The sequence below is a fragment of the Synechococcus sp. MU1611 genome (assembly GCF_020514255.1).
Classification (GTDB): Bacteria; Cyanobacteriota; Cyanobacteriia; order PCC-6307; family Cyanobiaceae; genus Parasynechococcus.
The window spans coordinates 1-14,133 of sequence record NZ_VTLC01000006.1; the positions used below are offsets into that span (position 1 = coordinate 1).

19 protein-coding genes are annotated in these 14,133 nt (G+C 61.9%); 7 read left to right on the plus strand and 12 right to left on the minus strand.

Annotated elements, in window-relative coordinates:
* The 5 genes from FZZ92_RS11135 to FZZ92_RS11155 form a co-directional block, all read right to left on the minus strand.
* On the minus strand, nt 1-256 hold a 256-nt coding region (locus tag FZZ92_RS11135), incomplete at its 3' end, for an orotidine 5'-phosphate decarboxylase / HUMPS family protein (protein ID WP_226423242.1).
* Nucleotides 257-315: 59 nt separating this feature from the next.
* Nucleotides 316-705 (minus strand): phosphotransferase, encoded by a 390-nt coding sequence (locus FZZ92_RS11140; protein WP_226423243.1) that lies wholly within the window; start codon nt 703-705, stop codon nt 316-318.
* Entirely contained in the window at nt 702-1,325 is a 624-nt protein-coding gene (locus FZZ92_RS11145) for a phosphotransferase family protein (protein ID WP_226423244.1), read from the minus strand. The genes FZZ92_RS11140 and FZZ92_RS11145 overlap by 4 nt, the downstream gene beginning before the upstream one ends.
* Nucleotides 1,326-1,375: 50 nt before the next feature.
* Complete coding sequence (gene tyrS, locus FZZ92_RS11150; RefSeq protein ID WP_226423245.1) at nt 1,376-2,623, minus strand: tyrosine--tRNA ligase; 1,248 nt, start codon at nt 2,621-2,623, stop codon at nt 1,376-1,378.
* Between the two features lie 44 nt (nt 2,624-2,667).
* Nucleotides 2,668-2,997, minus strand: a complete 330-nt coding sequence (locus tag FZZ92_RS11155) for a DUF1825 family protein (RefSeq protein ID WP_115022290.1) — start codon at nt 2,995-2,997, stop codon at nt 2,668-2,670.
* Between the two features lie 196 nt (nt 2,998-3,193).
* Here FZZ92_RS11155 and FZZ92_RS11160 point away from each other — a divergent pair, with 196 nt between their 5' ends.
* The 7 genes from FZZ92_RS11160 to FZZ92_RS11190 all read left to right on the plus strand — a co-directional run bounded on the left by FZZ92_RS11160 (nt 3,194) and on the right by FZZ92_RS11190 (nt 7,650).
* Nucleotides 3,194-3,895, plus strand: a complete 702-nt coding sequence (locus tag FZZ92_RS11160; protein ID WP_115022611.1) for a response regulator transcription factor — start codon at nt 3,194-3,196, stop codon at nt 3,893-3,895.
* A gap of 26 nt (nt 3,896-3,921) precedes the next feature.
* The gene (locus FZZ92_RS11165; RefSeq protein ID WP_226423246.1) at nt 3,922-4,254 is read left to right on the plus strand and encodes a hypothetical protein; all 333 of its coding nucleotides are present in this window, start codon (nt 3,922-3,924) and stop codon (nt 4,252-4,254) included.
* Nucleotides 4,255-4,302: 48 nt separating this feature from the next.
* Nucleotides 4,303-4,872 (plus strand): hypothetical protein, encoded by a 570-nt coding sequence (locus FZZ92_RS11170; protein WP_226398011.1) that lies wholly within the window; start codon nt 4,303-4,305, stop codon nt 4,870-4,872.
* The gene (locus FZZ92_RS11175; RefSeq protein WP_226398010.1) at nt 4,872-5,444 is read left to right on the plus strand and encodes a GIY-YIG nuclease family protein; all 573 of its coding nucleotides are present in this window, start codon (nt 4,872-4,874) and stop codon (nt 5,442-5,444) included. The genes FZZ92_RS11170 and FZZ92_RS11175 overlap by 1 nt, the downstream gene beginning before the upstream one ends.
* Nucleotides 5,441-5,884: a hypothetical protein gene (locus tag FZZ92_RS11180; protein WP_226423247.1), complete on the plus strand. Its 444-nt coding sequence runs from the start codon at nt 5,441-5,443 to the stop codon at nt 5,882-5,884. Before FZZ92_RS11175 ends, FZZ92_RS11180 begins: the two co-directional genes overlap by 4 nt.
* Nucleotides 5,885-5,947: 63 nt before the next feature.
* Nucleotides 5,948-7,417: a leucyl aminopeptidase gene (locus tag FZZ92_RS11185; protein ID WP_226398008.1), complete on the plus strand. Its 1,470-nt coding sequence runs from the start codon at nt 5,948-5,950 to the stop codon at nt 7,415-7,417.
* Nucleotides 7,414-7,650, plus strand: a complete 237-nt coding sequence (locus tag FZZ92_RS11190; protein ID WP_226423248.1) for a hypothetical protein — start codon at nt 7,414-7,416, stop codon at nt 7,648-7,650. The genes FZZ92_RS11185 and FZZ92_RS11190 overlap by 4 nt, the downstream gene beginning before the upstream one ends.
* 15 nt (nt 7,651-7,665) lie before the next feature.
* On the opposite strand, the gene FZZ92_RS11195 is transcribed toward FZZ92_RS11190, so the two are convergent.
* The 7 genes from FZZ92_RS11195 to FZZ92_RS11225 all read right to left on the minus strand — a co-directional run bounded on the left by FZZ92_RS11195 (nt 7,666) and on the right by FZZ92_RS11225 (nt 14,117).
* Nucleotides 7,666-7,848, minus strand: a complete 183-nt coding sequence (locus FZZ92_RS11195) for a hypothetical protein (RefSeq protein ID WP_115022302.1) — start codon at nt 7,846-7,848, stop codon at nt 7,666-7,668.
* A 166-nt stretch (nt 7,849-8,014) separates the two neighbouring features.
* On the minus strand, nt 8,015-8,635 hold the full coding sequence (gene msrA, locus FZZ92_RS11200; protein ID WP_226398007.1) for a peptide-methionine (S)-S-oxide reductase MsrA: 621 nt from the start codon (nt 8,633-8,635) through the stop codon (nt 8,015-8,017).
* On the minus strand, nt 8,632-9,813 hold the full coding sequence (gene lpxB, locus FZZ92_RS11205; protein WP_226398006.1) for a lipid-A-disaccharide synthase: 1,182 nt from the start codon (nt 9,811-9,813) through the stop codon (nt 8,632-8,634). Before lpxB ends, msrA begins: the two co-directional genes overlap by 4 nt.
* Nucleotides 9,813-10,637 carry an acyl-ACP--UDP-N-acetylglucosamine O-acyltransferase gene (gene lpxA / locus FZZ92_RS11210; protein ID WP_115022335.1) on the minus strand — a complete coding sequence of 275 codons (825 nt, stop codon included), beginning with the start codon at nt 10,635-10,637 and terminating at the stop codon, nt 9,813-9,815. The genes lpxB and lpxA overlap by 1 nt, the downstream gene beginning before the upstream one ends.
* 5 nt (nt 10,638-10,642) lie before the next feature.
* On the minus strand, nt 10,643-11,098 hold the full coding sequence (gene fabZ / locus FZZ92_RS11215; protein ID WP_115022337.1) for a 3-hydroxyacyl-ACP dehydratase FabZ: 456 nt from the start codon (nt 11,096-11,098) through the stop codon (nt 10,643-10,645).
* The gene (gene lpxC / locus FZZ92_RS11220; protein ID WP_226398005.1) at nt 11,095-11,922 is read right to left on the minus strand and encodes a UDP-3-O-acyl-N-acetylglucosamine deacetylase; all 828 of its coding nucleotides are present in this window, start codon (nt 11,920-11,922) and stop codon (nt 11,095-11,097) included. The genes fabZ and lpxC overlap by 4 nt, the downstream gene beginning before the upstream one ends.
* Nucleotides 11,922-14,117 carry a BamA/TamA family outer membrane protein gene (locus FZZ92_RS11225; protein ID WP_226398004.1) on the minus strand — a complete coding sequence of 732 codons (2,196 nt, stop codon included), beginning with the start codon at nt 14,115-14,117 and terminating at the stop codon, nt 11,922-11,924. Before FZZ92_RS11225 ends, lpxC begins: the two co-directional genes overlap by 1 nt.
* Nucleotides 14,118-14,133 lie beyond the last annotated feature (16 nt).

Consider the following 14,133-nt stretch of genomic DNA (forward strand, 5'->3'; position numbering starts at 1 on the left):
GCGCCGCCCCCCGCCGGCAAGCCCCCGCCATCGTGGCCGGGATGTCGTGAAATTTGAGGTCGAGGAACACCCGCAGACCCTGATCCCGAAGTTGCGCCACCACCTCAGGGCCGGCCTGCACGAACAGCTCCAGGCCCACCTTCACCCAGCGCAGCCCCGCCACCTGGGCGGCAAAGCGCAGCGCTTGATCAGGCGCCATGCCATCGAGGGCCACGATGATCCGATCGGCGGGGGCAGCGGAGAGCGACGGAGCCAAGGCAAGCGATTGATCCGGAGTCCATCCTGTCGCGCCGGCAGATGCATCTCAACCAGGGTTCAGACTGAGGGAGACAGCGTGAGGCCTGTCGTTTGCTCAATGAAACTCAGATAGTCGCGCTGCGATTCAGGCTTTCGCATGAATTCGAGGCCAACACCAGTGGCACCGGCAATGAAGACTCCGAAGAGGTGAAACACACGAAAGGCCTGGATGTGCTCGTGATTTAGAGGCCTGATGGATTGATAAGCCTTGAGAACCCCATCGATGATCTGATCCCAAAAATGAGGCGACATCGTCGGATCAATCTGGCGCGCGAAAACCAGATAAACATTCATTGTATGAGCCAGATCCACAGCGGGATCAGAAACAGAAAACCACCAGTCCAGAATCCCTGAAACAGAGCCATTATCAAACATCACATTATTCCCGTGATAGTCACCATGAATCACAGCGAGATCCCTCCCATCAAGAGGCAAATGAGTGCGCAACCAACCAATTCAGAAGCCCATGGGTGCGCCTCTTCCAAAGAATCCAACGCCTTTTGATGACTAATTGGACTCAAATACAGCTCATCCGGGACATCAGACTGCCTGCAGGCTTCAACGATGGGCCTCACATCCATCTCGTGCATGGTGGCCATCGACTCACCCAAGACCTTGGCATGAAGCTCTGGAGCCAGCTCAAACACAGTTCGGCCGGGCAAGAGATCCATGACCGCAAAGACCCCACCCAAAATAGATTTATCTCCACAAACATGATGAATCACAGGAGTCTTGAGACCCTGCTGATTCAGGGTCTGATACACAAACTGTTGATATAGAAGCCCCTCCTCTTTTCGCTCAGGACGCTCAATGCGGAGGACCCGTGGCTCCTGATCAACAAGCTGGTAGCGATACAACCGAGCATCGAAGCCTCCAGTCAGTCGCGTCGGCTCCACCTCATACGCGACAGGATCCTCAAATTGCGATTGCAGGTAAGATAAGAAATCAGCAGCAATTTGCTGATCGGATTTGCATTCAGCCTCAAGACATGGCGCTGTCATTGTTCGTCGCTCGGATGAACTCACCATCGCGCCAGTTCTCTCTTGGCGGATCCCCCAAAAGGGGGATTACTGGCAGCTCAAGCCGTCAGCCTCCGGAAGGTTTTCTTGCCCAGCTGCAGCACCTTGCCCTCCAGCTCCGCTGCCGACGCAAACTCCTGGTTGGGGTCGGTGATCTTCTCCCCATCCAGGCGCGCCGCACCCCCTTTGATCTGACGGCGGGCCTCACTGCTGCTGGCGCAGATGCCCACGGCACTGAACAGATAGAAGGCCTTGGCCGGGAAGTTCACCTCTGCAAGCGACGCCTCGGGCACATCGGCACCGGCATCACCGCTTCCGCCCACCAAGGTAGCGGCATCTCTCTGCGCCTTCTCCGCCGCCGCCAGACCATGGCGGCTGGCGGTCACCGCCAGGGCCATCGCCTTCTGCTTCTCGCGCGGGTTCTCCGGCAACGAGGCCAGATCGAGATCGGTGAGCAACGTCACGTAGTCGTTGATCGCCCCATCGCCGACTTTCTCCAGCTTGGAGTACATCGAGAGAGGATCCTCTTCCAGTCCCACCACGTTGCCCAGGCTCTTGCTCATCTTCTGAACCCCGTCGAGCCCCACCAGGATCGGCAGCAGCAGGCCGAACTGGGTGCCCTTGTCGAAATGGCGCTGCAGATCACGGCCCATGGCCACATTGAACTTCTGATCGGTGCCCCCCAGCTCCACATCAGCATTCACCGCCACCGAGTCATAGCCCTGCAGCAGCGGGTAGAGGAATTCATGCAGGGCGATAGGGGTGCCACTGCCATAACGCTTGGAGAAGTCGTCCTTGGCCAGCATCTGGCCCACGGTGCCGGTGCCGAGCAGCCCAATCACAGCCGGCAGGTCCATTCCCTCCAACCACTCGCTGTTGTATCGCACCTCTAGGCGTCCAGGCGTTTCGAAATCGAGCAGTGCCGTCTCCTTGGGCTGGTCCTGCCCAAGCTGGCGCAGATAGGTGGAGGCGTTGGCAGCCACCTGCTCTTTGCTGAGCTGCACCCGGGTGGCGCTCTTGCCCGTGGGATCGCCGATCCGCGCGGTGAAATCGCCGATGATCAACACCGCCGTATGGCCTGCGTCCTGGAAAGCCCGCAACTTGCGGAACAGGATGCTGTGACCGAGATGAATGTTGCTGCCGGTGGGGTCAATGCCCAGCTTCACCCTCAGCGGCCTGCCCTCCTTCTCGGCTTGCACCAGCCGTGCCGCCAGGGCCTGATCAGCATCGCTCGGGTCGCCGGCCGGGAACAAATCGGCCATGCCCCGAGACAGCCAATTCGGCAGCGACGGGGTTGAGTCCGACATGGGGTGCGCAACGAGCGGGCGCTGGCGATCGTACGAGTGCTGGTTCAGCTCGGCGAGGGAGGCTCGATCTGGGCCTTCATCCGCTCGAGGGTGGAATTCATCTGTTCGAACATTTGCTCGGGGGTGATCCCGAACTGACTGAGCTGGGTGCGCAGCTGCTCCACCGTGAGCTTGGCCTGGAAATCTTCCGAGAGCTCGAAGCGCTTCATGAACACCCGGTAGCGGCCCATCAGCTCTTCCATCGTCTCGATGAACTTCTTCTTGCCCTCTCGGTCGAACTTCCCGTACTCACTGCCCAGCTGCATCAGCTGCTGGTAATCGCTGAACAGCCGCTTTGCTTCGTCCTGAACGATGTCGGAATCGAAGAAGGCCATGTCGAGTCGCGCTGGGCACAGGCAATTCTGCCAAGAACAATCGACTTGCTTGAGGGGTAATCGCCGCACCTTGCCGAGGCCTGAGGCGGGATTTTTGTACGGTCTTCCTGACCAGCACCGCCCGCAGGCGGCATGGGATTCATGGTGAGTTTCGGGCTGCATTCAGGATGTGAACTTCACCGCTCAGCTGGCCGCGATGCGTGAGCTGCCCCAGCGCAACCGGCCCCTGCTGGAGGGGCGTCGTCTGGTGGTCGCTTCGGCCGATCGGGTTTTGGTCAGCGGCCTGCTGCACAGCCTCGATGGCATCGGCTCCATCGTGGGGGCTGCCAGCACCGAAGCGGAAGCCCTGGCCTGCCTCAGCAGTACGGCCGCCGATCTGCTGATCTGCAGCGACAGGCTCGAACGTGGCAGCGGCCCCTCCCTGGTGGCAGCAGCCAAGGCCCACCAGCCCTCGCTGCGCTGCCTGATGCTGATCCAACGCCCCTTGCTCAGCACCATTCGTGCCGCTGCAGCGGCTGATTGCGACGGTCTCTGCAGCCATGAGCGCATTGGCGACGGCGGCTTGCTCAGCGTCTTGCGCGCCATGGAAAGCGATGGCAGCCACATGGATCCGGTGATTGCCGGCGTGGCCCATCACGACCGCAGCTTGGCAGGGGTGGGGCATCCGATCAGCGACGTGCTGAGCCTGCGGGAAGAAGACGTACTGCGTGGCCTCTGCCGCGGCCTGAGCAATCAGGAGATTGCGGATCAACTCCACATCTCGATTGAAACCACCAAGCACTGCATCACAGGGCTGCTGCGCAAACTGAATGCCAGGAACCGCACCCAGGCTGTGCTGATGGCCTTTCAACACAATCTGGTGGATCCACCGATGCCGATTCCCCGCTGGACCCCTTAGCCCCAAAGGGACCATCCTGAGAGGAGTTGAACGGTCTTGACGCCATGGTCCGACGCGCCGCCACCGCAGCCCTGGTCGTTCTCAGCGTCAGCAGCCTCGGGATGCCAGCGGTGAATGCCGCAAGCGAGCGCACGACCGCCCTGGTGACCATCGCCGAGGCCAATGCCCGCTGTCTGATTGAAACCAAACGGATGAAAGCTGCCCAGGCCCGCGACATCGCCAACCGGTTTCTGCTCAGCAAAGGGGTCAGCGCCGCCGAGCGCGAGGAGGTGCAAAGCGCTCCCGGTTACGACGACCTGATGCGCCGCTACATCGACGAACAGGGGGGCTGCGAGGGTCTTGTGCGCGCCCTGCGCTGACGCAACCCCACCACCCTCGTTAATGTCGGCCCATCTCTGCTGAGCAGCATGCCCCGCAGCCACTGGTTGGATCCCCTGGCCAGGCGGGTGCTGCAGGCCACCGGGCAGCTGCCAACACCACCCCGTCCAGCGCCACTACAGCCATTAGCGATCGAGGCCGAGCCTCCAGCCTGGGTGATGGATGTGAATCGGGCCAGCCGCGATGAGTGGCTTCAACTGCCCGGCTGCAGCCAGGACATGGCCGATCTGCTGGTGCGCCTGCAACAGGGGGGCGTGCAATTCGCCTGCGCTGATGATTTGTTCCGGCTGCTAGAGCTGCCCATCGATCTGAGCAGGCTCTGGACACCGCATCTCGTCTTCCATTGGCATGGCGATGCTCCGTTGCAGCCGCAGGCCACTCCCCTTGACCTGAACAACGCCAGCGCCGATCAACTCGAGCTGCTCTGCTGGCCAGAGCAACGGCTGGCCAGCCTGCTGCGGGAGCGACGCAGCTGCGGTTTCAAAGATCTGGCTGACCTGCAGGAACGGCTCTGCCTTCCCGCCAGCACCGTGGAAAACCTGATCGGCCGGGTGAGTTTCGGCATCCGCCGCGCCGGACCCAGCCTGCCCCTTCACTGATGCAGGGAGATCTGTTCTCCACCGGTGCGCTGGCCTTCAGCAATGGGCCTGAGCTGCCCCTGCAACGGGAGCAGCTGATCGCCTGGCAACAGCGCCTGCATGACCATCAAGCGCCGCTGTTCCGCGGAGAAACAGCTCAGGCCGCCCAAGGGGATCTGTTCGGCTCCTCCCCTGATGACGCTGCCGCGGCCCTGGATCCGCTGACGCTGACCCCCCTGGCGATGAGTTTCTGGCGATGGCCGGAACCGTCCCATCGGGGTGCCGCGATCTACCTGGTCATGGATCGGCCGACCCAACTGGAGCAGCCGCTTCTGCTCTATGTGGGAGAAACGCTCGCCGCCGAGCGCCGCTGGAAAGGCGATCACGACTGCAAGGCCTACCTCGCCGCCTACGGCGAAGCCCTTCAGCGCTGCGAACTCAGTGCCCAGCTGAGCATCCGCTTCAGCTGCGATGTACCTCAGGCCACCCGCGCACGGAGGGCCCTGGAACAACAGCTGATTCAACGCTGGTGGCCGCCCTTCAATAAGGAAACCCGCCAACGATGGGCCACCCCCTTCAACGCCGACTTGTGACCGCAACCCAAACGGCCCTTGCTCTGCTGCTACTGGCCCTGCCGGCCACCGCTGCCGACCTCGCACAGCTGCAGCGAAGCCTGCTGCGGCATGGCTTCACGCTTGAAGAACGGCAGCCCCCGGGGCAGGCCTACGGACGCTTCATCCCGGCGGAGAAACGACTGGAGATTTCGCCCCTGGTGCGGGAGCTCGGCATCACCCGGGCCGTGCTGCTGCATGAAGCGGTGCATGCCGCCCAGAGCTGTCCCAACGGAGCGCTCTCGCTGATCGGTGTGCAACGCAAGGTTGATCCAGCGGTGGTGAGCCGGATCCGCTATCTGCTGCACAACCACTACAAGTCCAACAACACTGCACTCGAGCAGGAAGCCTTCGTAATCCAGAGCCAACCGGATGCCGAGCAGCTGATCATCACCGCCCTGAACCAGCGCTGTTCGCCCTGATCAGCAAGGTGCAAAGGCGTCGCGCAGGATCGCTACGCTCGTTCTTTGCCGATGCGTCCATCCATGCGCTTCTCCCTGTCCTCCAACGGTCTGCAGGAGTGGAACGGCAATGTGCTGGCGGTGGGGCTACCCCAGGGCGATGCCGATGCAACCGCAACGGCCTTGGAACAGCGCTTTGCGGGGATCACCGACGCCCTGAAACAGCAGGAGTTCAAGGGGAAGCCGGGTGATCAACTGGTGATCACGCCCCTGGGTGCTGGCCCAGAGCGCCTGGTGGTGCTGGGCCTGGGCGACGCCGATGGAATCGACATCGACCGCCTGCGCGGCGCCGCTGCCCGTGCAGCCAAGGCCGCGATCGGCTGTGGAGGCACTCTGGGACTGCAGTTGCCATGGCATGGAACCGATGCCACCGAAGCGGCCCGCATCAGTGCTGAAGCCGTGCGGCTCTGCCTTTACAAAGACCAGCGCTTCCGCAAGGAGGCGGAACCACGCCGGATCCCCGAAGCTCTTGAGCTGATCGACCTCGACCCGGCCGCCGCCAGCGGCTTTATGGCGGTCAACGCCACCTGTGCCGGCGTGGAGCTGGCCAGGGAGCTGGTGGCCGCCCCCCCCAATGTGGTTACCCCGGGCGCCCTGGCGGAAACAGCCGCCGGCATCGCCAGCGACCACGGCCTTGAGCTCAAGGTGCTGGAGCGCAGCGACTGCGAAGCCAAAGGCATGGGCGCCTTTCTGGCCGTGAGCCAGGGCTCCGATCTACCGCCCAAATTCATTCACCTGATTTACCGCCCAGAGGGCGAAGTGAAACGCCGCGTCGCCCTGGTGGGCAAGGGCCTCACCTTCGATTCCGGCGGTTACAACCTCAAGGTGGGCGCGGCGCAGATCGACATGATGAAGTTCGACATGGGCGGCAGCGCCGCTGTGCTGGGCGCCATGCGCAGCATCGCTGAACTCAAGCCAGCCGGCGTTGAGGTGCACATGGTGGTGGCCTCCTGCGAAAACATGGTGAACGGCTCTGCCGTCCACCCCGGTGACATCGTCACGGCCGCCAACGGCATGACGATCGAGATCAACAACACCGACGCTGAAGGCCGGTTGACCCTCGCCGATGCCCTGCTCTACGCCTGTGAGCAGGAGCCCGATGCCGTTGTGGATTTGGCAACCCTCACCGGAGCCTGCGTCATTGCCCTTGGCGATGAGATGGCCGGGTTGTGGTCCAACAACGACGACCTGGCGGAAGCCCTCGATGCCGCCGCCCATTCCGGCGGTGAAGGCCTGTGGCGCATGCCCCTGCGGCAGTCCTACAAGGATGGGCTGAAGTCATTGTTGGCCGACATGAAGAACACCGGTCCGCGGCCAGGGGGCTCGATCACCGCTGCCCTCTTCCTCAAGGAATTCGTGGCCAAGGAGACCGCCTGGGCCCACATCGACATCGCCGGGCCGGTCTGGAGTGACAAGGGCAAAGGCGTCAATCCAGCCGGTGCGACTGGCTACGGCGTGCGCACCCTGGTGAACTGGGTGCTGGCCCAGTCATGAGTCGATCCCCGGTGCGCTGGTACATCAAGGCTCAGCTGGGGGTGCTTCTGCTCCCGGTGGGCCTCTGCCTGTTCGGCGAAGCGCTCAGCCGCAAGGTCGTTCAAATGCTGGGCAATGACGGTGGCCCCTGGTTCTGGTACGGAACCCTCAGCCTGATCTGTATCAATGCCGGTATTGGACTGATGATTGACAGCGGTCTCACCCGTGGCTTTCCAGGGCGACGTCAGGGCTGATCAAGACGCAACTGCTCAAGACGCAACAGCTTGAAGTTCCAGGGAGCGGCTTGGTGTTTCGAGCGCGTGGATCTGCCACCGTGCTCGCTCAGAGCAAGTTTCCAACACACGATCAAGGTCGTCCGACGCATGCTTCGGCGACGGATAGGGACCGATGTGACGGGTGCCAAGACCATCCTTAATGGTCAGCAGATACATACATTCCTCCACTTACCGACTGATCGTAAGCATGGCCGCAAGCCTGGTCGATGGCTGGAAACCCGTCTGTTCACTGAGAACTTGCTGAATCAATCAGGTTGCGGCGCTTAATCTTTTCAACAGGTTGATTGTCTATTTCTTAAGGAAGTTGACCGAATTCAGTGGTTTAACGCCATGGCTGACCGGTTCGCGCCTCAGCACCCCACACCGCATCCAGACGCCGGTCGCGACCGCAACTGAACCGATAAAAGTTGTATTTGAGGGAATTGTTCTCTGCGTAGTTCTGGTGGTAGCCCTCGGCAGGCCAAAACCGAGCCGCTTCCCTGAGCTCCACTTTCAGCGCGGCCCGCGGTTGCGACAGCTCGCGGGCCGCCGCCTCGGCACTGGCTTCAGCAGCCTGGGCCTGATCGGCATCGGCCGTAAAGATCACCGGCCTGTAGGAATCGCCGCGGTCGCAGAACTGACCACCGTCATCGAGGGGGTCCACATTGCGCCAATAGCTGCGCAGTAACTCGGCGTAACTGATTTGCTCAGGATCAAAACGCACCTGCACCGCTTCTTGATGGCCAGTGGTCTCGCTGCTGACCTGGCGGTAGGTGGGTCGCTCCACATGCCCGCCGCTGTAGCCGCTCACGGCATCACGCACCCCGGGCAGGTCCTCCAGGTCGTGCTCCAAACACCAAAAGCAACCACCGGCGAAGACGGCTGTCTCCAGTTCGGCCATGGCGCTCTGGGGCCAGCAGAACAGCATCAAGCAGGTAGAGAGCAGCAGCAGCGTTCGTTTCATCCGATCACCTGATCAAAAATGGCCTTAGCAGCCCGTCCGGTCACTCCGGGTGCACCAAGGGTGGCCCGCAACCGCTCATACCCTTCCAGCATCGCCCGGCGCTGCGGGGTGGCGGTCAACAGGGGTAAAGCCCTCTCCACCAAAGCTTCTGCGGTGAGTTCGTCCTGCAGCAGCTCCGGCACCAACCGCTGCTTGAGCAACAGATTCACCGGCGAGATGTGGTCCACCTGGAACCGCAGAACATGGCGTGCGACCCACGCCGTCAGTCGGCTCACGCGATATCCCACCACCTGCGGAACCCCCTGCAAAGCCAGTTCCAGATTCACCGTGCCGGATTTTCCCAGGGCGAGATCCGCCGCCGCACAAAGGGTGGTCTTAAGAGCATCGGCTTCAGCGGCCGGAATTACCCGGGCATGACACACACCAGCCTCCTCAAGCGCAACAGCTAGGGGGTGTTCGAACTGCTCCAGCCCGGCGGGAAGCAACACCTGAAGATCAGGGTGGCGCTGCTGCAGCAGGGCCGCCGCCTGGGCCAACGGTGGCATCAGGTAGCGCAACTCCTGGGGCCGGGATGCCGGCAGCAGCAACAACACCGGCGCCTCAGGATCCAGGCCCAATTGGCGTCGGGAGCTGGCGCGGTCGGGCAAATTCTGGAAACTGTCCAACAGCGGATGACCCACCCAGCTCACATCCGCACCGCGGGCCGCATAGAACTCGGCCTCCGCCGGGAAGATCGCCAGGATTTTGTTAGTGAACTCCAGCAGACGGGTGGTGCTGCCATCGCCGAAGCGCCAGGCCCATTCCTGGGGGGCGATGTAATACGTGATCGGCAGGTGGGGCCGTTGCTTCCGCAGCCGTGTGCCCAGCCGCACATTGGCTCCGACGTAGTCGATGAGCACCACCCCATCGAGGGGCCGTTCCTCAAGCAGCGCATCCACCCGGGCCTGCAGCCGCAGCGTGGGAAGAATCAACGGGACGGCCTCCCACAGACCGATCGCCCCCATCGGCGCGGTATCAGCGATCAACGAAGCCCCCGCCGCCTCCATGCGCGGTCCACCAAGGGCAAGCACTTCGAGCTCAATGCCCCTCCGTTCCGCCTCCAACCGCAGGGCCCGAATCAACAGGCTGCCCTGAAGATCACCGGAGACTTCACCGGTGCTGATCAGCAGCCGAACCATCAGCGGCCCTGCAGTGGCATCGGACCCCGTCGCCCCTGACCAGTGGATGCCTCGAGGAATCGGCAGAGGTGCTCGGCGGCCGGCAGCAACGCCTGGACTCGAGCCTGCTTGAGCGCATCTGCAATCACCAGATCGGAGCGATACATCAGGGTCCAGATCTCCTGAAGCTGCTTGAGTTCAGCGCCGTCGTGATTGCCGGCCATGCCACTGCGACGCAGGCCCACCCGGTTCAGACCCCGCACACGACCCGGATGGCCTTCCACCAGGCAGTACGGCGGAACATCCCTATCCACGCGGGTCATCCCGCCCACCATCGCCATCCCACCGATATGGACGAACTGGTGAATGCCCAAACAGCCACCAATCACGGCACGGTCTTCGATCACAACGTGGCCCGCCACCTGAATGGCATTGGACATCACGATGTTGTTTCCGAGATCGCAGTTATGCCCCAGATGGCAGTAGGCCATCAACAGGTTGCCGTTGCCGATACGGGTCACCTCGCCCTCTTCGGTGGCCCGGTTGATCGTCACGCATTCCCTCAGCGTGTTTCCATCCCCAATCAGCACCTCGGTTTCGGCACCGCGGTACTTGAGATCCTGCGGCGGCAGTCCGAGGCAGGCACCCGGGAACACCTTGTTGTCACGCCCCAGGGTCAGCCGACCGTCCAACACGGCATGGGGACCGATCCAGGTGTTCTCTCCGATCACCACCTGAGGGCCGACCACTGCACCAGGACCAATGACCACCCCCGAGGCCAGCTCGGCCTTCGGGTCCACCACTGCCGTGGGGTGAATCTGCTGTGACGCCGTTTGCTGCGACATCGCGCTCAATCCACCAGGGAGAACATCAATTCGCCGGAGCAGGCCAGATCTCCGTCCACCGTGGCCTCTGCCTTGACCTTGCCGAAGCGCTTGCGCTTAAGGCTGAGCAGTTCACAGCGGATCACCAGCTGATCTCCAGGAACCACAGGGCGCCGGAAGCGTACCCCGTCGATGCCGGCAAAAACGAACAGTCCTTTGGGCAGATCGGGCATCTGGGTCACGATCAACCCGCCCACCTGCGCCATGGCTTCCACAATCAGCACCCCAGGCATCAGCGGGCGCTCTGGGAAATGCCCCTGGAACTGGGGCTCGTTCATCGTCACGTTCTTGATCGCCGTGGCCGAAACCCCGGGCTCATGGGCAATGACCCGATCCACCAGAGCAAAGGGGTAACGGTGCGGAAGCAAACCGGCGATCTGCTCGCTGGTAAGCACGATGTCTGGGGTGGTGGATTCAGTCACAAAGCGGCTGCGAGATCGGTGTGAAGACCATGGGATCCCCTGTACACAAGAACCTGTGCCTGGGGAAAACCGACGAGGGCCAGGTCGCCGATCAGATCCAAGAGCTTATGGCGCACCGGTTCATCCTCGAACCGCAGCGGAGGATTCATCCACTGATCGCCGTCACAGACCAGGGCGTTGTCCAGGGCTCCGCCCTGGATCAAGCCGGCAGCGCGCAGCTGCTCCACCTGCTCCCGGAAGCCAAAGGTGCGTGCCGGAGCAATCTCATCCACGAACCGCTGGGGCGTGAGGTCCAAGGCGAACTGCTGACGGCCGATGGCCTGCTGAGGAAAATCGATAATTCCCACGACAGCGAAGCGGTCCGCCGGGGTGGCCGTGATCACACTGCTGCCGCGATGACGCATGAGTGGTTGGTCCAACTGGGGTGGAGCCGGCCTGGGGGTTGCCGCAGACACCAAACCCGCCGCAGCGATGGCCTCCACCCAAACCAGCGCTGAGCCATCCAGCAGGGGGACTTCCTGACCGCTGACCACGATCTCGACATGACTGAGGCCGCAACCCGCCAGGGCCGCCAGCAGATGTTCAACGGTGGCCACCTTGCTGGGGCCAAGATCCAGCGTGGTGCACAACTGGCTGTCACGCACCTGATCCGGCCGTAGCTGGATCGATTGCTCCATCCCCGGCAAGCGCATGTGGAATCCCGGCTGATCCGTCGGGCAAAGCTGCACCGTGGCCTCAGCCCCACTGTGGAGACCGACGCCGGAGCATGTTGTCTCAGCCGCCAGGGTCCAGGCAGCTGAGTAGTCCTGAGGCCAGCTGGTCACTAAAACTTCCAGCCCACTCCCAGATTGAAGCGCCAGTCGGAGGCGAAGTCCTTGCTGGCCACCTCAAGTCGGATCGGACCGACCGGCGTGGTGACAATCACGCCGGTACCCAGCGAAACACCGGAGCCATCCTTATCGAGCAGCAGGCCCGGCTTGCCTGGCACATCCTTCTGAGTGCCGAAATCGGTACCGGCATCCATGAACACCTCACCAGAGAAGATGCTGATCAGCGGGAAGCGGTACTCGATTGTGAGTTCACTGAAGGCCTTGGACACAGCAAGGTCGCAGTCGTACCAACCCCGAATCGAGTTGGATCCACCCATGCAGAACGCTTCGTATGGAGGCGCTTCACCCATGATGGCGCCACCCTTGATCTGCACACCGATGGCTTGCGGGCAATCGGCCTCTTCGCCGGGCTTGGGACGGCAACCCTTGTGAAGCTTCAGCCAGTCCACCGGGAAGAACTGGGTGTAGCTGGCCCGTAGCCGGTTGAAGGTGGGCGAATCGTTATTGATGCCGACGAACTGCTCGGTTCCGGCGGTGAAGAAGTTTCCGCTAGTGGGATTGCGAGAATTGTTGAAATTGTTGTAGGTGGTGGCGACACGCACCCCCACAAGGGTGTTGCTGTCAGCGCAGTTGTACGACACGCAAATGATGTCGTCGTTTTTAACTTTCTTGCCCAAGTTATTTGTGGAGACGCCGTAGGGCCTTGAGTCACCGGCAAAGTTGATCGGCCGCACCTCAGCGAAGGACATGCCAGCAAGCACATTCCACTTGGCATCCTTGTAAGGATCACCACCGTTCAGGGGGCGGGCAAAGGAAAAGCTGCCGCCGGTCTTGCGCAGCACCACCGTGTCTCCCTCGTAGTCAAACCAACTGCGGTTGGGATATTCGTCCTCAGCCTTGTTGATGTTGCCCGGAGCATCACCATCAGTGAAGCCGTAATTGCGGCCTGTCCGGTAGGCCTTGTTGGTGTTGTTGTCGACGTAGTGCTTGGCCGTGCGGATGTTGCCGTTGTCTTCGCTCTGGAAGACCTGAGGCACCTGCTGGCTCAAGAACAAAGACGTTCGGAAGCTGGTGCGGTGGTTGTCGCCGTAGATCCAGGGATCCGAGAAGTTGAGGTTGGCCAGACCGCCGTACTGGCCGTAGGTGATGTTCGTACCCAGAGTCCAGGCACGTCCAAAGAGATTGGTCTCCTGGACCTGCACCTGACCGAACACGCCCTGGCTCTGGCTGTAGCCAAGGCCGCCAGAAAGCTGACCGGTGGACTGCTCAACGATGCCGAGAACAATGAACACATCCCCTGGCACCTCGGGCACAGGCCGCAGCGTCACCTTCACATCACTGAAGAGCTGGGTTCCGTATAACCGTTTGATATCCCTCTCAAGCTTGTTTCGGTTGAAGGGATCTCCAGGCTGAATCGAGATCTCCCGGGTGATCACCCACTCTTTGGTCTTACCGCCAATGGGATTTCCATTCTCATCGGTGTCATCCCCCTCCTTGTTGAGGAATTTGACTTCGACGCCAGCCACGCTGCCCTGAAGCAGTTTCAGTGTGACCACCCCATCGGGGCTGACCCGCTCAGGACCAGACACCCGAGCCAGGGAGTAGCCCTCACTGGCCATCCAGCTCTGCAGGGCCTTCATCCGCTGCTGCAGGTCGTTGAGGTTGAGCGTGCGGCCGTAATCCGACGCAAACGTCTCTTCCACCACCGCATCGGGCAGAAGAGCCTCGTCGTCGGCACTGATCTCGACAGCACTAAGGGAGGGGAAGGGAGCGACCTGCACAACCACCTGCACGCCGAGCGGTCCGTTCTGGGGAACGATCCGCACATCCGAGAACCAACCCGTGGCCTGAATTCCATTCAAATCGTTCTGCAGCTCCTCCCGTGTGACACGCATCCCCGGACGCACCTGCATCGCGTCGTAAGTGGAGATCTGAAGGCGTTCCTCCTCCGGGTGACCCTCGATGCCCTCAATCAGCACCTCGGAGATCAGAACCCTGGGCTGCTCGATAACTGTCTCTTCAACAACCGTTTCCTCAACAACCGTCTCCTCCACCTCGACCGTTTCGGCGGCAGACGGCGGAGACTCCTGGGCCAGCACCGGCTGGGCAACCAGGGGCATCCCCAGCATCAGACCCAACACCGTGCGACGAACAGCAACCGAGGAGCGGCGAGACGAACGGCGTGTCATCGAGGCGCAGGCTGGG